Annotated in this window: 18 protein-coding genes and 1 pseudogene; 8 read left to right on the plus strand and 11 right to left on the minus strand. The window is 61.2% G+C overall.

All coding sequences use genetic code 11. From position 1 onward, the window contains the following. Positions 1-178 precede the first annotated feature (178 nt). The 5 genes and pseudogenes from IPJ87_03535 to paaZ form a co-directional block, all read right to left on the minus strand. Positions 179-529 (minus strand): DUF5615 family PIN-like protein, encoded by a 351-nt coding sequence (locus IPJ87_03535; protein ID MBK7940939.1) that lies wholly within the window; start codon positions 527-529, stop codon positions 179-181. Further along, entirely contained in the window at positions 526-768 is a 243-nt protein-coding gene (locus IPJ87_03540) for a DUF433 domain-containing protein (GenBank protein ID MBK7940940.1), read from the minus strand. The genes IPJ87_03535 and IPJ87_03540 overlap by 4 nt, the downstream gene beginning before the upstream one ends. Positions 769-786: 18 nt before the next feature. Continuing rightward, positions 787-996 (minus strand): annotated as a pseudogene (locus IPJ87_03545) (hypothetical protein). Positions 997-1,010: 14 nt separating this feature from the next. After that, entirely contained in the window at positions 1,011-1,442 is a 432-nt protein-coding gene (locus IPJ87_03550; protein ID MBK7940941.1) for a hypothetical protein, read from the minus strand. Beyond that, positions 1,442-3,487, minus strand: a complete 2,046-nt coding sequence (gene paaZ / locus IPJ87_03555) for a phenylacetic acid degradation bifunctional protein PaaZ (GenBank protein ID MBK7940942.1) — start codon at positions 3,485-3,487, stop codon at positions 1,442-1,444. Before paaZ ends, IPJ87_03550 begins: the two co-directional genes overlap by 1 nt. 168 nt (positions 3,488-3,655) lie before the next feature. On the opposite strand from paaZ, the gene IPJ87_03560 reads away from it, so the two are divergent. Next, entirely contained in the window at positions 3,656-4,783 is a 1,128-nt protein-coding gene (locus tag IPJ87_03560; protein ID MBK7940943.1) for a hypothetical protein, read from the plus strand. Here the strand turns inward: IPJ87_03560 and IPJ87_03565 are convergent. Beyond that, a complete protein-coding gene (locus tag IPJ87_03565; protein ID MBK7940944.1) occupies positions 4,761-5,174 on the minus strand; it encodes an aldehyde dehydrogenase family protein in 414 nt (137 codons plus the stop codon). The genes IPJ87_03560 and IPJ87_03565 overlap by 23 nt on opposite strands. Positions 5,175-5,405: 231 nt before the next feature. After that, complete coding sequence (locus tag IPJ87_03570; protein MBK7940945.1) at positions 5,406-6,275, minus strand: hypothetical protein; 870 nt, start codon at positions 6,273-6,275, stop codon at positions 5,406-5,408. Positions 6,276-6,670: 395 nt separating this feature from the next. Between IPJ87_03570 and IPJ87_03575 the strand changes: the two genes are divergently transcribed. The 3 genes from IPJ87_03575 (at position 6,671) to IPJ87_03585 (ending at position 8,102) form a co-directional block, all read left to right on the plus strand. Then, a complete protein-coding gene (locus IPJ87_03575; GenBank protein ID MBK7940946.1) occupies positions 6,671-7,039 on the plus strand; it encodes a hypothetical protein in 369 nt (122 codons plus the stop codon). Between the two features lie 5 nt (positions 7,040-7,044). Continuing rightward, positions 7,045-7,332, plus strand: a complete 288-nt coding sequence (locus IPJ87_03580; GenBank protein ID MBK7940947.1) for a type II toxin-antitoxin system RelE/ParE family toxin — start codon at positions 7,045-7,047, stop codon at positions 7,330-7,332. A gap of 113 nt (positions 7,333-7,445) precedes the next feature. Further along, complete coding sequence (locus tag IPJ87_03585; GenBank protein MBK7940948.1) at positions 7,446-8,102, plus strand: hypothetical protein; 657 nt, start codon at positions 7,446-7,448, stop codon at positions 8,100-8,102. Between the two features lie 267 nt (positions 8,103-8,369). Here IPJ87_03585 and IPJ87_03590 read toward each other — a convergent pair whose 3' ends face one another. Continuing rightward, complete coding sequence (locus IPJ87_03590; protein MBK7940949.1) at positions 8,370-9,899, minus strand: hypothetical protein; 1,530 nt, start codon at positions 9,897-9,899, stop codon at positions 8,370-8,372. Between the two features lie 305 nt (positions 9,900-10,204). Between IPJ87_03590 and IPJ87_03595 the strand changes: the two genes are divergently transcribed. From IPJ87_03595 to IPJ87_03610, 4 genes are all read left to right on the plus strand, one after another. Then, positions 10,205-10,423, plus strand: a complete 219-nt coding sequence (locus IPJ87_03595; protein ID MBK7940950.1) for a hypothetical protein — start codon at positions 10,205-10,207, stop codon at positions 10,421-10,423. Then, positions 10,416-10,739 (plus strand): hypothetical protein, encoded by a 324-nt coding sequence (locus tag IPJ87_03600; protein ID MBK7940951.1) that lies wholly within the window; start codon positions 10,416-10,418, stop codon positions 10,737-10,739. Before IPJ87_03595 ends, IPJ87_03600 begins: the two co-directional genes overlap by 8 nt. Positions 10,740-10,764: 25 nt before the next feature. After that, on the plus strand, positions 10,765-11,490 hold the full coding sequence (locus IPJ87_03605) for a hypothetical protein (protein MBK7940952.1): 726 nt from the start codon (positions 10,765-10,767) through the stop codon (positions 11,488-11,490). Between the two features lie 220 nt (positions 11,491-11,710). Continuing rightward, complete coding sequence (locus IPJ87_03610; GenBank protein ID MBK7940953.1) at positions 11,711-13,255, plus strand: delta-60 repeat domain-containing protein; 1,545 nt, start codon at positions 11,711-11,713, stop codon at positions 13,253-13,255. 170 nt (positions 13,256-13,425) lie between these two features. Here the strand turns inward: IPJ87_03610 and IPJ87_03615 are convergent, their stop codons facing one another. Genes IPJ87_03615 through IPJ87_03625 form a run of 3 tightly spaced genes read right to left on the minus strand, consistent with a single transcriptional unit; the run spans position 13,426 to position 16,389 of the window. Further along, positions 13,426-14,229 carry a T9SS type A sorting domain-containing protein gene (locus tag IPJ87_03615; protein ID MBK7940954.1) on the minus strand — a complete coding sequence of 268 codons (804 nt, stop codon included), beginning with the start codon at positions 14,227-14,229 and terminating at the stop codon, positions 13,426-13,428. A 50-nt stretch (positions 14,230-14,279) separates the two neighbouring features. Beyond that, complete coding sequence (locus IPJ87_03620; GenBank protein ID MBK7940955.1) at positions 14,280-15,053, minus strand: hypothetical protein; 774 nt, start codon at positions 15,051-15,053, stop codon at positions 14,280-14,282. Positions 15,054-15,105: 52 nt separating this feature from the next. Beyond that, complete coding sequence (locus tag IPJ87_03625) at positions 15,106-16,389, minus strand: hypothetical protein (protein MBK7940956.1); 1,284 nt, start codon at positions 16,387-16,389, stop codon at positions 15,106-15,108. Positions 16,390-16,403: the final 14 nt, after the last annotated feature.

Genomic DNA, 16,403 nt, shown 5'->3' on the forward strand with positions numbered 1-16,403 from the left:
GAGCGATTGAAGCGAAAACCCCGCAAGCCCGGTAATCAGGGCGCGGAGTTGCAGCGTAAAGCGCGACCCCGAGGCTTTGCGAGGGGGCCCGCCGCGCGGCTGAGCACGGTAGCTGGATGCGGAACGTGAAGAGCTTGCCCCGGGCACCGACCCGGGGCGGAGCGGGTCGCTGTGGTATTCATCGTACTGTAATGCCGTTGCGGTCCAGTTCCACCAGCCCTCCATCCTTCAGTGCCTCGCAGATGAGGTCGAGATAGTTCATGAAGATGAAGATCAGCTCGGAGTTGCGGATGTTGCCGGTGGTCACATAGAGGAGCCGCTTGGGCTCTCCCTTCACTTCGTACACGGCGATAAAGTCGGCATCCTTTGTAACGACTACAGCGCCCTCGCGGTCTGCTTGTTCGATGATCGCAGCATCCGAACTCAGATGGCCAGCTGGAAGTTCGGACGCATGCACCGCATGATGGCCTCGCTGCTTGAGCGCTGTGGCCAACTGGTGCGGTAGCTGGGTATCGACCAGCCAGTTCACTGCGCCGCGCGGTGGATGGATTTCACTTCGGTGACCTTGGCCGCGAAGGCCAGGCAGGCGAGGAAGTCATCGGGTTCCAGTTCAGGGTGGTCGCGAATGATCTCCTCGGTGCTCATGCCGCTGGCCATCAACTCCAGTACGTTCTGCACCGGCCAGCGCATGCCCCGCACCACGGCCTTGCCATGGCAGATGTTCGGATCGGTGGTGATGCGGGAAAGGATACCGGCCTGGGTGCTCATGCCACCAAAGATAATCGGTCAGTTCTGGTCCAGCTTCTTCACCATGGTCAGAATGGTCGCGATCGCCACCGTCTCCCCGGTCTCATCGAACACATCCACCAGGAACTTGACGATGCCCTTCGCCACATCCTCCGGCGTCCGCTTCTCCTGATCCACTTTCTTCCCGCTGAGGCGGGACGATGACGCCTTCACGGTGAAGCGCACCTGGCTTGTCATGTCTTGGTGTACTTGTGGCAGGTGGCTTATTTCGGGGCAAGTTCATCATAGCGCATCAACAATTCCTCCAGTCGCCAGAGCCCGGCCCACTTGTGGCACCCTTGTTCACGCACACTCCGCCGATCTCTGGGAACGGTTCGGGCCTCCCGGCGGCACTGTTTAGATCGTTCCTTGAGCCAAAGTTTGTGTTCCTTCCTTACCCATGCGCGGGCACTGTCTGTGGGCTGGACCTTCAATAGCTCTGGGATCATGTTCTCGATGAGCGTGTCGATGTTCGCGTTCTCGGCAACGAGGACCTCAAGCCGATCGGAGTCGAGTGAGTAGGTTCCATCCCGACCCACGCTGAGCGTGATGCCGGAACGGTGTACTGTAACAGCCTTGCCGATATCTGATTGCGCCAAGGAAGGCCACAGTCCATTACATACAATGGAGATCAACACAATCGAGAAGCGCATCATCAATTCTGATCCAGCTTTTTCACCATCGTAAGGATCGTGGCAATGGCAACAGTTTCGCCTGTCTCGTCAAAGACATCAACGAGGAACTTCACAATGCCCTTGGCAACGTCTTCAGGCGTCCGCTTCTCTTGATCGACTTTCTCTTTGACCGTGAACCTGACTTGTATCGTCATCCCAGGATAAACGGGCTTAACGAACCTGCACTCATCCAACCCATAGTTCAACAGCACCGGCCCCTTTGGCGGATCCACGAACAACCCCGCAGCCCTTGAAAGGATGAAATAGCCGTGCGCCACGCGCCCCGTGAAGATGGTGCCTTCGAGGCTGTTGGCGTCCATGTGCGCGTAGAACTTGTCGCCGCTGAGGTGGGCGAAGTCCTCGATGTCCTGCAAGGTGACGGGGTGGATGTCGGTGATCACGGTATCGCCCACCTGCAGTTCCTCGAAGTGCATGCGGAAGGTGTGGCGCTCGGTGATGTTCATGCGCGCGCCCTGCTGGTATTGCTGGGTGATGGCGGTGATCATGCTGGGGTGGCCCTGAATGGCGGTGCGCTGCAGGTAGTGCATCACGCCGCGCTTGCCGCCCATCTCTTCGCCGCCGCCCGCGCGACCGGGGCCGCCGTGTACGAGGGTTGCGAGCGGTGAGCCGTGGCCGGTGTTCTCCTTGGCCATTTCGCGGTTGAGGATGAGCATGCGGCCGTGGTGGCTGGCGGCGCCCCACACGAATTGCTGCGCCACCTTTTCACCGTACGTGGCGATGCTGGCGCAGAGGCTGCCCTTGCCCAGCTTGGTGAGGGCCACGGCATCGTCGATGTCGGTGTAGGGCATCAATGTGCTCACCGGACCGAAGGCCTCCACGTTGTGGCTCTGCAGGTTCTTCCAGGGGTCGGCGTTGAGCAGCAGGATGGGGCTCATGAAGGCGCCCTTGGCGGCGTCGGCGCCCTTCACGTCCACGCTGTCGGCGCTGCCGTAGACGATCTGCGAGCCTTTGAGCAGTTCGTCCAGCGCGCGTTTCACCTCGTTGCGTTGCGTCTGTCCGGCGAGGGCGCCCATGCGCACACCGTCCACACGCGGGTCGCCGATCACGGTGCCGCCAAGACGTTTGCCGATGGCGATCTGCACATCCTCCAGCACGTTCTGCGGCACCAGGATGCGGCGCGCGCCGGTGCAGCGCTGGCCGCACTTCAATGTCATCTCCTTGCCCACTTCCTTGATGAAGAGGTCGTACTCCTCGGTGCCCGGCACGGCGTCGGGGCCGAGCACGATGGCGTTGAGGCTGTCGGCCTCCATGTTGAAGGGCACGCTCTCGTCCACGATGCGCGGGTGCTTCTTCAGCATGCGGCCCGTGGTGGCGCTGCCGGTGAAGGTGACCACGTCCTGGTGCATCACGCTGTCCAGCAATCCTTCGGCGCTACCCACGATCAGCTGGATCGCCCCCTCGGGCACGATGCCGCTGGCCACGATGTCCTTCACCATGGCTTCGGTGAGGTAGCTGGTGACGGTGGCGGGCTTCACCACGGCGGGCACGCCGGCCATCCAGTTCACGGCCACCTTTTCCAGCATGCCCCAGATGGGGAAGTTGAACGCGTTGATGTGTACGGCCACGCCCTCCTTGGGCACCATGATGTGGTGACCGATGAAGCTGCCGCCCTTGCTGGTCTTCACGGTATCGCCGTCCACGTAGAAGGGCATGTTGCCCAGCACGCGGCGCAAGCTCGCGTTGGCGAAGAGGTTGCCGATGCCGCCCTCGATGTCCACCCAGCTGTCGGCCTTGGTGGCGCCGGTGCGGTAGGAGAGTTCATAGTAGCTCTCCTTTCTATCCATCAAGTACATCGCCAGCGCCTTCAACATCCGGCCTCTTTCCGGGAACGTCATCTTCCGGAGCGTTGGCCCACCGACTTCGCGACCGTAGGTGAGCATCCTTCCGAAGTCCAGCCCGGTGCTGGAAGTTGTCCCGATCAGTTCTCCGTTGACCGCATCGATCAGCTCCGATTGCTTTCCTGCACCGGCGACCCATTCGCCGCACGCGTAGTTCTGTAGTTGCATGGGAGCGAAGGTAGAAGTGAGGTGTGTTTGTGCGTGCCCCTCGCAGGGCCTCGGGTCGCGCTCTTCCGTCCAAGTCCTCAGCCGGATTACCGGCTTCCGGGCTTTCCCGTTCGATCGCTCACGCAATGAATAGTCTGCTACCTTCGCACAACTAACCATCGAATTCCCATGACAACCCTCCGCACCCAGTTGTTGGTGAGCACGGTCGTGCTCGTAGGAATGTCAATAGCCCAGAATCCCTGCAAAGACGTTCTTGTTGTTCATCGAGAGATGGTCAACAGTCACGAATCACTGGTTAGGGCAGTGAGAGACTATCAGTCGTCTTTGCAGAGTAGTAGCGGTAGCACTAACGCCGGATTTGACTTCAGTGTAATCCTCCCAACAGAAGTTCCTATTCCGGTCGGCGGTAGCGGTTCCTTTGCGACGGCTAACAGTTCCTTTGAGCAGCAAGTGAGAAATTTTGAGAGCAGCAGCAACTGGCAATGGGACAAATACGTCGAAATTTCATTCGTCCCTGCGAATCAAACTGCCGCTTGGCTGGAATGTGTGCGCACTATCTACCAGTCGACGTCCCCGGGTCTGCAGGTAAAGGGTCCTCGCATCTCTGGACACATAGTCACAATTGACGTAGGTCTTGGGCAGAACATGCAACCGGCCGTAATCAAGTCTTGCCGCATCAAATCTGCAGGCGTTGAAAAGGACATGAAAGCCCTTCTGAATTTGGATGAGATTCAAGCTGGCACGCACTCGACAATCCCATTCGAGGTGACTTCGACAGACGACGATTTCTATTTCGAGCTCGCGACGGACAAGTATGCCCCAGTAATCGTCTATTTGACGGCGATTGCTCCTCCTCCGCCTCCTTGCCAGCCACCGACCAGTCTTAATGCAAACGCTGAACGCAATGTAAATGAGCGCATCGCCCTCAGTGAAGCGGTTTACCTTAAGACTGGGGAACAAATCTTAGTCAAGCTGGACTTTCAAGTCACTGCGTTGCATTATTGTCCACCGGACAAGACAAGACCGAATGACGGTTGGAACTGTGTTGGGGCTTACTTCGTCATTGAGAAAGGGGAAAAGGAATTTGACCGGATCACAGTTAGGGAGCCATCGCCTGATGTGAATATGAAGTTCGCCGCACGGGATGAATTCAGAAACGTCCTCACATATCAGGCAAGCGAGTCTGGGTGGTATTCCTTCAAGTTCTTCTACAATATCAGTGGTCGATGCGACGGAGGATTGATAGGTGAAACGCGAACGAATTGGGACAGATTCAACTTGACGCTCTGCCACTAGCACATGCTCTGATTGGTATTCTGGCCTGCGCTAAAATTGCCCAGACTGAACTAGTCAAGCTGGCATTGGCGAAGAGGTTGCCGATGCCACCCTCGATGTCCACCCAGCTGTCGGCCTTGGTGGCGCCGGTGCGATACGAGATCTCGTAGTACTTGTCCTTCCTGTCGAAGAGGTATTGGGCGAGGGCCTTGAGCATGCGTCCGCGCTCGGGGAAGGTCATTTTGCGCAGGGGCGGGCCGCCGACGGTGCGGGCGTAGTGGAGCATGTGGGCGAAGTCTAGGCCGCCGGAGGAGGTGGTAGCTACCAATTCACCGGTGATCGCATCCGTTAGCTCGGCCTGTTTGCCCGTGCCTTTCACCCATTGTCCGCTGGCGTAGTTCTCTAGCTGCATGTCGCGAAGTTCGGCACGGAATGCTCAACCGCAACGGCGCAACGAACGCAACGGGTGCGCAGCGGGATTGCGAATGCAGGTGGTTGGGGCGTGCCCCTTCGCAAGAGCCTCCGGGTCGCGCTCTGAGTTTACCCCGGCCTTGAGCCGGGGTCCAAGTCCTCGGCTGGATCCTTCGACTTCGCTCAGGACCAGCCTCCGGGCTTTCCCGTTCGATCGCTCACGCGAACTGCACTATCGCCAAAGCGGGTCGTTCAGGTATGTAACACTTTCCTCAACAGCGCAAGAGCAATCTTCCCGGATCGGACGGTCGGGAAAGACGCGCCGGTAAACAATGATCGCCTTTTCCAAGTTGTAGCGCTGGCGTTCATCCGTGAACTCGAAGCCTTGCCATGATGCCCCTTGACAAGGGTCTTCATATCCGGCCAAATGCAGGATCGGCTCAACAATGACATTGAGCCAGAGTGCGGAGACCAAAGCCGGATCATGCAATGGCGGGCGCCAACCATCATAAGCGCAAAATTTCAAGTGATACCTCCAACTCATCCCGAGCATCCGCTCGGTCATGTAGGAGGGTGTGATGGAGGAAGCGAATTCCGGACCGCACCGAAGCGCGTGGAAAACAGGGCGGGTGTTCACGTTGAACCAAACGGCCATCGAAAGAACGAACACAACACCAGAATACAGAGCGGCTTTGAAGTAGGCTCGGTGGAACAATTGATGCTCGGAGAAGACCAAAGCCAGTATCTGCGCGAGGAAGAAATGGGGCACATAGGCCAGTATCGCTTCAGGACGAACAAATGCGATCGGTAGAGCGAAGAGGTTCCATTCCCAGATGAATAGGATACAGTACACACAGATGCACGCAGCACATCCGAACAGGTACGATGCCAAGCCCATGATCCTCGGCATGTGTTCCGAGTACAAGCCAAAGAACATGACCGGAACGAACGATAGTGTGAGAACCACGACCGCCCAAGCAACCGGTCGGCAGAAGAACTGGAAGTAGTGATTCGCGACAAGTGCTCCACCGCCAACAAGCAGATTAAGGAGCACAAGCCAACGAGAGTGGAGCAGTCGACTCAGATAGCGGCGAACATGCATGATGCCGTCAACGGCTATGAGACTTGATCATTGCCCGAAGTCCAGCCCGCCGGAGGAGGTAGTGCCGATGAGCTCGCCGGTGATGGCGTCGATGAGGTCGGATTGCTTGCCGGAGCCGGCGATCCATTCACCCGCTGCGTAGTTCTCTAATTGCATGGAGCGAAGATCGGCGGGAAAGGGGGAACGCTGATGACGCTGATCGAGCAGATAAACGCTGATGAATGCGGCACGTGTCACACTGAGCCCTGAGCAGGTCGAAGGGTCGAAGTGTGGGCGTGCCGGCGCCAAATGCGCGCCGTCGCGCTATCCGCAGTAGTCCGCGCTCGTTCCTCGCTTGCGGGCTACTTGCTCCTATCGCTCACGCTGGCACCGCGCTCTACCCGTAGCTTTGAGCTATGGACCTCAAGACGCTGAAGCTCGAACTTTTAGAACGCATCGCGCTGATCGATGATGAGTACCTCTTGCTCGTGATCAAGCGCGCGTTCGATGCACCACGGGGCTATGTCGTTCCCAACGAACACATGAGCGTTGTTCAAGAGCCTTCAGGAACGGATCGCACCTTCACTTGGCAGGAGGTGCAACGCATCCTGGAAGAGGACCGCGCACAACAGCGCGCTTTGCGCCACGAGCCTAGAGACCTGGACCTCTCCGACGATGAACTCGCCATGTTGGATGAGCGCCGCGAACGCCACCTGAACGGCGAAAGCCGCTCCTACACCTGGCAGCAGGTGGAGGAGATCTTGAAGAAGGATATCGAGCGATAGGTCTCATGCTCGTCATCAAGCCGGAGGCGCTGGAGGAGATCCGGCAGGCGCACTTGTGGTACGAGGTTCAACGTCCTGGGCTCGGTGCCCGGTTCCGGGAGGATTTGAAGGAGTGCCTGCATTTCATCGTGGAGAACCCACCCGGCTTCGCAGTTCGCAAGAAGGTCTATCGCGCGGCGGTCCTGTCCCGCTTCCCGTATGTGGTGTGGTATGCCATGGAGGGGGAGGACGTGGTGGTGTACCGTGTGCGCCATGGGAAACAGAAGCCCCTCGCGCGCGTCGGGAATAAGTAGTCCGCACTCGTTCGCGCCGACCTTTATCCGGGGATCCTAGCCTGCGAGCATTCCGCTCCTATCGCGCACGCGGGCATACGCTGCGAAGCGCTTTCGCGTTCCTTTGATCAGCCATGAACGCGTCCTCATTCCTAGTGCTCACTGTCCTTTCGTTCTCCGTGCGCGCAAGTGCCATAGGTCAGGATTGCGTCATGGACCAATATGCTGAATGGACCATCGATTCCCTGCTCGATCCGACAATGCGCGCTGAAGTGTTGTCCCTCTATCCGACCGGCCTGTTGGAGGAGACAAGCACTGTGGAACTGATCGCGCTACCGGGACGCGCGAATTGCCATGACCGAGCGGAGTTCAAGGGAAACGATATCACCGTGGTGATCGAAGGAGCGCCGTTCGATACTGCGAAGCACACCTTCGGTTACGACCGCAGCCAACAGGTGCCCTTTCTCTGCAACATCGATGGTCTCGGCTTCTGGGGCACGGATGGAGGTATGCCGCGGCGCGAGATCAAAGGTGTGAACGTCACAATGAAGGGTAAGATGTTGAATGTCCCCAAGCGCGGATATACCAACCTCTACGAACCGAACATTTGCGATACCTATCCGGCTTCTAATGATGCTCCTATATCCATCCATGCCAGTTGCCGACTATCCAAGGACCGGGAACGCCTCTATATCCACATGATGAACAGCGACGGCGCTGGGGGATACCTGGTCACATGGATCTTCCAGAACGGGCGCTATTGGGGCAGGGTGGTTGAACACGGGTTCTGACAGCCGAAGTCGAGCCTTCAGCCGTTCGTGGTGCCGATGAGATCGCCGGTGATGGCGTCGAGGAGTTCCGCTTGCTTGCCTGAGCCGGCGATCCATTGGCCGGCGGCGTAGTTCTGGAGTTGCATGGAGCGAAGATCGGCAGGAATGCATCAACCGCCACGACGCTACGGCGCAACGGGAACGCAACGTCGTGTATTCATTTGCCGCTGGCTCGGGCCGCGGTACACGTGACCGGCTGGTCAGGGCCTGTCAGCGCCAGCCGGAAGTTCAGTGAAGCACCACCAACCGCGTCATCAGCGAGCGGTTCTCCCGCGGGCTCTGGAGGCGAACGACGTAGGGGCCGGAGGGCAGATCCACCGTTGGAAGCTCCAAACGATCGGCCGACCAAGTACTTTGCTCTCGCAGGATCCTTCCTCCAAGGTCATGCACCGTACAGGACCAGTTGTCCATCTCCGGGAGCAGGATCGTGACGAAGTGGTCCGCAGGTTGCGGTACGCATCGTGGCAATGATCCCTCCGTCGCGCGCGGTGGCAGCCCTGTGCTCAAACACGGATCGAGGACCACGGGGGGGTCCAACGTGGATGAGAACAAGGCAAGGACGTTGGTCGTGACGAAGGATGTGTTCACCACGGTGGTGCTGGTGGTGTCGAGCCCCACTGTGGCCGTGTCCAGTGCCAGGGCCATCGATGTACTGGCGCACCAGCTGAGCGTGCTGTCCAACCGCAAATGGGTGGTCACCGATCGGTTGTTCAGTGCCAGCCCCACGTTCGACAGATGAAGCTCGCCGCCGGTCAGACATGCATCGGCCCGGCTTGATCGAATGGGAAGAACGGAGTTGCCGATCACCATGCCGTTCGCGTCGATCCGGAGCACCGCCAACTGGGCCGCAGGATCCTGGACCTTGCCGATCAGCAGGGCGGTCGAGTCCTGCATGGGGAGCATCCGGCCTGCGGCGAAGTTGGAGCCGCTGCCGGAAGCTGTGACCTTCTTCGACCATAGCGGGAGCCCTGTGGGACCCAACCGTGTGATGATCAACGAGCCATCGTATGGGTTGACATCGTGCTCCTGAGCGCACACCAGGATGTCTCCATTGGGCAGCTCCATGCATCCGACGGGCAGGTAACGGTCCGCGTTTCGTGAGAGTTGGTGTGCCCAGAGCACTTGGGCGTTCGGATCCGTGCGCGCGATCACCACGTCCCTGATGCCGTCGGGCAGGATGTTGGTGAACCCATGGAACAGATAGCCTCCACTGGCCGCAGGCACCGCGCCACTGAAGTAGGTGTTCTCTCCGGCCACTTCGGTCCACCACGCGTCCAGCACGGTTCCATCCGCTGTGGCGACCGCGTGCCAGCCGTGATAGGAGCCACTGCCGGCGAGCAGGATGGTGCTGTCGCTCATCGGTTGCACGGCGTTGAGCTGTTGTGCGCCGACCTGGAACATGACCGCATCGATGGGCACCCCGTTACTGTCCAGATGCAGGTAGAGCCCGGCGTTGGAGTACATGGAGCCCGCCAGCGCCAGTGAACCGTCAGCAAGCCAACACATATGCTCGGTGCCCCAGGAACCGATGGGCGCTTCGATGCGGCGGCGCCAGAGGAGGGTGCCATCCGCCGCAATGCGATGCACCTGCCGGCGAGAAGGCAAGGTGGTGAGACCGATCTGGGACAGGAGGTAATCGTCGCCGTTGCCTGCAGGAACGAGAGGGCAATAGGAAACGGCATTCGCCGAGTCGGCCGGCACGTCATAGCTCCACGCGAAAGGAGGGGACTGGCCGAAAAGAGGGAACGACGAGCTCAACGCGCATCCGAAGATGAGGGACCGTGTCAAGCCAGTTGGCCGGACCGCGCTGCGGGAAGGATCCAACACCATGGTGGTCTTAGGACGCAAAGAAAGCCCGATGGTTGCCATGACATGGTCGTATGGATCGGGCCGGCGATCTATTGGCCGGCGTTCGTTCCGTGTTTGTACTGGTGAAGTTCGGCACGGGAGGCTTGATCGCAACGACGCGGCGACGCAACGGGAACGCAACGTTGCGCCGTGGCGGTTCAATTGTATTGCTCCAATGGCACAGACCCTAACTTCGCTGCACCTTCACTCACACCATGGAACAGATCGTCCTCCAACTCAAGAACACGCGCAAGCGCCGCCTGCTACTGGAGCTCCTGGGCGAACTCGATTTCGTGAAGGTCACCAGCATCATCCGCGATGGCCGCAAGGTGGCCTTCGCGAACGACCTGCTGGATGCGCTGATGGAGGCCAAGGCCGATGCCCGCGGCGAGAAGAAGCTCACCCGCGCCCGCGACTTCCTCAAGCATGGCTGAGGTTATCCTCACCGCGTTCTTCAAGCGTCGGTTCAAGGCACTGAAGAAGCGGCATCGCTCACTTGATGAGGATCTCCTTGCCTTGGTCACTTCGCTTGAAGAGCGCCCGGTCCAAGGCACGCCGATCGGGAAGGACTATTACAAGATCCGGCTTTCTATTGCATCGAAGGACAGCGGCAGATCGGGTGGCGGCCGCGTGAACACCTATGTGCGGCTTCTACAAGGCAATGTGTACCTGCTCACCATCTACGACAAAACCGACCGCGATACGCTGACCACCAAGGAACTTCTCGGACTCTTGAAAGGGGTCGAATGAGCCTCGACAGATCGACCTTCATCTCATGTCCCTCTTCAAGACCCTCCGCAACAACCTGCGCCCCGAACACCGCCTCACCAAACTGCTCGTGAGCGGCGTGGGCGAGATCTTCATGGTGATGGTCGGTATCCTGCTCGCCTTGGAGGTGAACAACTGGAACGATGACCGCAAGGACGGTGTGAAGGAGCTGAAGATCCTGCGCGAGATGCGGGCGAACCTGGACCGCGACCTGGCGGATTGTCGCTTCAACATCCAACGGAACGGGCAACTGCTGCGCGGTAACCAAGCCGTGCTGAAGCAACTCGATGAGCGCACACCGTTCCATGATTCCCTGCGCATCCACTACGGCAACATTTTCGGCAATACACAGCTCACGGCGAACACCTCCGCCTACGACAACCTGAAGAGCATCGGCTTCAACCTGATCCGCAATGACAGCCTGCGGCAGATGATCACCACGCTGTATTCCGAACGATACACCTACTTACGCAACTTGGAGTTCGAGGCGGATGGAAAGCTGCAATTCGACCACATCCTACCACAACTGATGGCCAAGGTGGTGGTGGACACCTTGTGGGAGAGTGGTCAGCCCATCGATCCGGAAGCGTTGATGGATGATGCGTCGTTCAAGGGTTTTCTCCGCATGAACATGTTCATTCGCGGTTATATGATCGAACAGTACCAAGGGGTGGAGCAGCGCGTGCTCGCCTTGCAAGGGATGATCGACAAGGAAGTGGTGGCGCGGGAGTGATCACGGCGCAAGGCTATCCGCAGGACCTGTCCAACTCGGCGGGATGTCGCGGATAATGCAGATGAATGCATGCGTCGCGAGGGCTATCTGTGACATCTGCATCATCTGTGGATGAATTGAACTCAGGTGTTTTTGGGGGGCCGGCGATCGATGTGCGAGCGCTGCGCAGGGTCATTTTGCCGGGATCGACAGGGGCTTAGCTTGCCGGAAATCCGACCACATGAGCAAGCAATGCGCTTTTCTGATGTTCACGGTCGCACTCACAGGAACGGCCCACGCGCAGATCCAGATGAACTACCAGCTGGATCCCTCCAGCTCCACGCGCTTCATGCGCCCCATCGACCTGGGCGGTGGTACCACGCAATACGTCTGCGAGCGCAAGTTCGGTTGGGATTCCACCCACGTTTCCTTGCTCACCACCACCGCCCCCGACCACACCCTGATCGACGCATCGGCTTTCCGCGGCCATAGCCCGTTGACCTTCCTCTTTGATGCGGAACCCCTGGGCTCAGGGCGCGTGCTGTGCGGCAGCAAGACCAGCGGGGGCCTCACCTATGGGTTCGTTACGCACCTCACCAGCACAGGAGTTCCGGATTGGAGCAAGTCGATCGACAACATCGGCGGTGTCGGCTACTTCCAGGACCAGGTAGCGTGCATGATCCCCACAGGCACATACTTCATGGCGTACACGAAGCGGAGCGGGATCCTGGCGGGTGGGTCGTTCAGGATCTTCGGCGATGAGACGGGCACCGCATGGGGCGGACAACAGATGACCGCGCCGAGCGACGCGCTGTACAACGTCTATGGCGGCATTGGCTCGCCGATCGACGAGCACACGCTCTACGGCTCGGGCGCGTTCTCCTCCAGCGACCACGACCGCAACCTGATGGTGATGCGCACCGCCTTGAGCGGTGCCACTTGGATGAAGTTCTACGACATGCTGCCGAGCGCTTCGGCGCAGAGCGAAGACACCTTTACCTTGATCAACACCGCTGATGGCAACCTCCTCCTGGCCGGCTATTTCACCACGGGTGCGACCACGTACGAAGGCTGCCTGCTGAAGCTGGCTCCCGACGGCAGCCTGTTGTGGTGCAGGCGGTATGCCGATGCGAGCGGCGGGCTCACCGTGCATGCCGTGGTGGAGATGCCGGGTGGCGAACTGCTCGCGGCCGGAACCGATGCGTACTACCAGATCATGGTGCTCGACCTGGGATCCGATGGTTCGCTGGTGGGTGCACGGCGTTACCAGGCACCCACCGTCGCCGCCGACTTCATCCAGGGCTTCTTCACCAACGGGGCGGGTGAACTGAAATTGATCGCCGCCGACAAGGTGATCAACTTCAGCAGCGGTGGGGCTTCGTGCGACTTCATTCCCGTCACGTCGGTCACTTCAACCTTGCACGCTCCGACCGTGACCGACCATGCGATGAGCAACGCACCCTTCACCCCATCGACCACGGCGCTGAACACACACGCCCGCGCGAACGATCTCTCATGGACCCCGACATGCGTCTTGAACGCGGTCGGTGAATTCGGTGTTGATGGAACATTCGTCGTCCATCCGATCCCCACGGACGGGATCGCGCACATCGGCGGCTCAACCGTGCTTGACGCACGCGAGCGGGTGATCCTGCGCGACCTGTCGGGAGCCGTTCACTACGATGGTCGCTACGGCGATGGGCTCGATCTGCAGCAGTTCGCGCCCGGCTTGTATCTGTGCGAAGTGCCGCGGTTCGATTGGCGGGCGAAGGTGCTGAAGGAATAGCGCACACACCGAAGCGTGCCGGCGCCATCCCTTCGCTTCGCAAAGCCTCAGCTCGGGAGCGCGCCGTCGCGCGAGGAGTTCACCCCGGGCTTGACCCGGGGCAGTGATCCTCGCTGCGGACTGCTTGCCTCTACCGCTCACGCGGAATGCGACCCTCGGCCGCACAGCGCTTACTGCTTCACGAAGCGCTGCACCGTGGTGCCGTTCGCCCCGATGGCGCGGAGCATCAGCACGCCGGCCGGCAGCGCGCCCACCTGGATCGGCAGGCTGCGCTGGCCCACCAAAGGGAACGTGCGGAGGATCCGGCCTTGGGCATCGCACACGTCGACGGTGCCGGTGAACGCGTCGAGGAAGGTGACGAGTGCCTGGTCCACGGCCGGGTTCGGGGCCAAGGATAGGACCGGAGCCACCGGGGCAGCGGCCACGTTGGTCGGCAGGTTGTTGTCGAACACGCTCACGTTGTCGAAGTAGGCCGTGCAGTTGGTGGACCCGTCCAGCATGGTGAGCACCACGCCGAAGACATGGTTCGGCGACGGTTGGGCCCAGCAGAAGTTGGAGACGCCGCCGGATTGCCACGGATCGCAACAGGTGCCACCGCCCATGCAGAACTGGTAGTCCGGGGCGAGCGGGTCGATCCACCCCAGGTAGGCGCGGGCCTGGCTCTGGTTGTTGGTGGGATCGTCCACACGCACCGCGCTGAACAGCTCGTAGGTGGCGTTGGGGTCGAAGGTGATCGGGTGGAAGAGGTAGGCGAGGAAGGGGCTGGCGAGCGGCGGGGCGTTCAGGTCCTGGCTGCTGATGCCGATGCCGTAGGGGCTCAAGTAACCGCTGCCGATGATGAAGGGCCCCTGGCTGGTGGAGACCCACAGCGGGTCGGGCACACCGCTGTCGAAGTTGTCACTGAACACCAGGGTCTGCGCCATTGTGGCGGGCGCGAGCACACAGGCAAGGAGGGTGGCGAGGCTGACGTTCATTGGCGCAAGTGGTTCCATGGGGACGGGCTTTCGGTCGGTGGGCTGCCTGTTCACCGCGCCAAGCGCACCACCGCGGGCACACCACTGCGCCAGAGCCGCACCAGGTGGAGTGCGCCGGCCAGGCCATCGAGCGGAAGCAGGGCCTCGGTGCCGCCCACCTCCTGTTGCCGCAGCACGCGGCCGCTGAGGTCGATCACCTCCAGGCGGTCGACGGGGCGCAGGGAGCGGAAGGTGACCGCCTCCTGCGTGCGCAGCACCAGCAGGTCGTTCGCTTCGGTCGCCGGCGCGAAGGTGGAGGTGTTGCCGATGCGCACGCTGTCGGCGTTGAGGCCCGCCTGGAACGGATAGGTGATCGACACCCACTGCACGTTGTTGGGGTCGAGCGGGGGGAAGGGGTTGAGGGTGGAAGGGATCACCTCGTCGGGCGGCGGGATCAGGTCCGCCACGCCGTAGCGGTAGAGGTAGCATGCACCGCCCACGCCATCGCGCCGCGCCCATACCGGTGGTGGCCACATCATGGCACCTCCGATGATCGCACAGTTGAAGGTCACGTTCACGAACGGGTCGCTGGAGAGGTCGAGCCAGGGCGCCCAGAAGGTGGTCTCCTCGTACCCCATGCATGTGCCGCAGTCCATGATCAGGCCGCCCGTTCCGCCGTAGCCCACGGTGGGCGCCCAGGTCCAATCCACCGTGTTGTAGGCTTCAATGCCCCACGTGAGGGGCATGCCGCTGTTGAGGTCGGTGGACACCGGGGGCGGTATCGGAGCCTGTGCCCGCGACCCGATGGCGACGAGCACGAGGGCGGCGGGAAACAGATGCTTCATGCGGCGGTGGGCGGGTGTGGGCTGTGTGTAGTGAAGCGGAGGTCCGCTGGGGTCAAGGCACCTGTTCCACACGCACCGCCGTGGGCACGAGCCCGCCGATGGTCTGCAGGATCAGGTCGCGGTCGTTGCCCGTTCCGGCGTACTTCACGATGCCATCGAGGTTCACATCCTCGACCCTGTACTGTCCGCTCAGGGTGTTGGTGGGCACGCTGCCCCCGATGGCGACGAGCACCGGGTCGCGGTCGTTCGAAACGCCTGTGTAGCGCACGCGGTCGTCGGGGGCTGCGTTGCCGGCCCACATCGTGCTCCACGGCCCCACGGTCCTTCGCGGCAGGTCGGTATGGGGCGCCGGCCGCACATGCACCGCCGTTCCGGGCAGGCGCAGGTCGAGGGTGGTGGGCGTGGCGACGAGGGCAAGCGACGCCGCGCTCATGATGGGCAGGTGGTTCCGATGCCGCACCACCACATGGTAGTTGCCCGGCGGGGCGTTGAACCCCAGGGCCGAACTGCCGTCCGCCGCCACGATGTCGCCGTCGCGCTGCAGCAGGCCCGCAGCGGAGGCCACCGCTCCGCCGTTCTCCGGATGGATGCGCAGGTCGACCCGCACCCAGTCCACCACCGCATTGTTGCCGGTGACGGTCAGTGCGGAGGGCGCCACGGCCGTTCCAAGGCCGTACGGGTCCACGCCGGGCAGGAGGCCTGCGTTGCGCAGGTCATCGCGCATGAGGCTCTGGGCGGGCACGAACGCGCCGTCCAACCACGCCTTGGCGTTCAGCCGCACGGGGGCCGGCGGCGTGAAGCCGTAGGCCTGCACCGCGATGTCATCGTAGTAGCCCGTGGCATCCAGGCCGCTCACGGACAGGAGGACGCCGAACCGCAGGTTCGGGGTCGGGGTGTTGACGGCCGGGACGAAGAGGGGGCTCTGCATCCACTCCCACGCGGTGTTCTGGGAGAACAGGAAGCTGCTCTCCAGGAAGCCTCCGGGTCCCCACCAACCGACCGCGCAGCCGACACTGACGAACTGCAGCGACGGGTTCTCCACACGCATATGCAAGGAGACCTGGTAACTGGCGCCCGGGGCGTAGGGCAGGTCGTGGAACAGGACCGAGCCCAGTTCACCCGGCGGAGGGGGCGTGTCGTTCAAGCTCACTTTGCCCGCACATTGGCCGGCGCCGGAAGCGTCCGGAGCGCTCAGCACCGGCGCGGCGGCCTGCCACACCCAGCCGGGCGACAGGACACCGGTGTCGAAGGTCTCCTGGAAGACCAGGGACTGAGCGCACAACGGTCCGGCGAGGCCGGCAGCGAGCGCGGGCAGGAGGAGTCGCGCGGTGGGCATGGCTGGGGATCGGT

This window comes from Flavobacteriales bacterium (assembly GCA_016713875.1).
Taxonomy (GTDB): domain Bacteria; phylum Bacteroidota; class Bacteroidia; order Flavobacteriales_F; family PHOS-HE28; genus PHOS-HE28.

Coding starts and splice junctions, on each gene's coding strand:
- IPJ87_03565 (MBK7940944.1), bottom strand. CDS start 5,174: ATGCAGCTAGAGAACTACGCCAGCGGACAATGGGTGAAAGGCACGGGC.
- IPJ87_03615 (MBK7940954.1), bottom strand. CDS start 14,229: ATGAACGTCAGCCTCGCCACCCTCCTTGCCTGTGTGCTCGCGCCCGCC.
- IPJ87_03620 (MBK7940955.1), bottom strand. CDS start 15,053: ATGAAGCATCTGTTTCCCGCCGCCCTCGTGCTCGTCGCCATCGGGTCG.
- IPJ87_03540 (MBK7940940.1), bottom strand. CDS start 768: ATGAGCACCCAGGCCGGTATCCTTTCCCGCATCACCACCGATCCGAAC.
- IPJ87_03625 (MBK7940956.1), bottom strand. CDS start 16,389: ATGCCCACCGCGCGACTCCTCCTGCCCGCGCTCGCTGCCGGCCTCGCC.
- IPJ87_03605 (MBK7940952.1), top strand. CDS start 10,765: ATGTCCCTCTTCAAGACCCTCCGCAACAACCTGCGCCCCGAACACCGC.
- IPJ87_03580 (MBK7940947.1), top strand. CDS start 7,045: ATGCTCGTCATCAAGCCGGAGGCGCTGGAGGAGATCCGGCAGGCGCAC.
- IPJ87_03575 (MBK7940946.1), top strand. CDS start 6,671: ATGGACCTCAAGACGCTGAAGCTCGAACTTTTAGAACGCATCGCGCTG.
- IPJ87_03585 (MBK7940948.1), top strand. CDS start 7,446: ATGAACGCGTCCTCATTCCTAGTGCTCACTGTCCTTTCGTTCTCCGTG.
- IPJ87_03550 (MBK7940941.1), bottom strand. CDS start 1,442: ATGATGCGCTTCTCGATTGTGTTGATCTCCATTGTATGTAATGGACTG.
- IPJ87_03570 (MBK7940945.1), bottom strand. CDS start 6,275: ATGCATGTTCGCCGCTATCTGAGTCGACTGCTCCACTCTCGTTGGCTT.
- IPJ87_03595 (MBK7940950.1), top strand. CDS start 10,205: ATGGAACAGATCGTCCTCCAACTCAAGAACACGCGCAAGCGCCGCCTG.
- paaZ (MBK7940942.1), bottom strand. CDS start 3,487: ATGCAACTACAGAACTACGCGTGCGGCGAATGGGTCGCCGGTGCAGGA.
- IPJ87_03600 (MBK7940951.1), top strand. CDS start 10,416: ATGGCTGAGGTTATCCTCACCGCGTTCTTCAAGCGTCGGTTCAAGGCA.
- IPJ87_03610 (MBK7940953.1), top strand. CDS start 11,711: ATGAGCAAGCAATGCGCTTTTCTGATGTTCACGGTCGCACTCACAGGA.
- IPJ87_03560 (MBK7940943.1), top strand. CDS start 3,656: ATGACAACCCTCCGCACCCAGTTGTTGGTGAGCACGGTCGTGCTCGTA.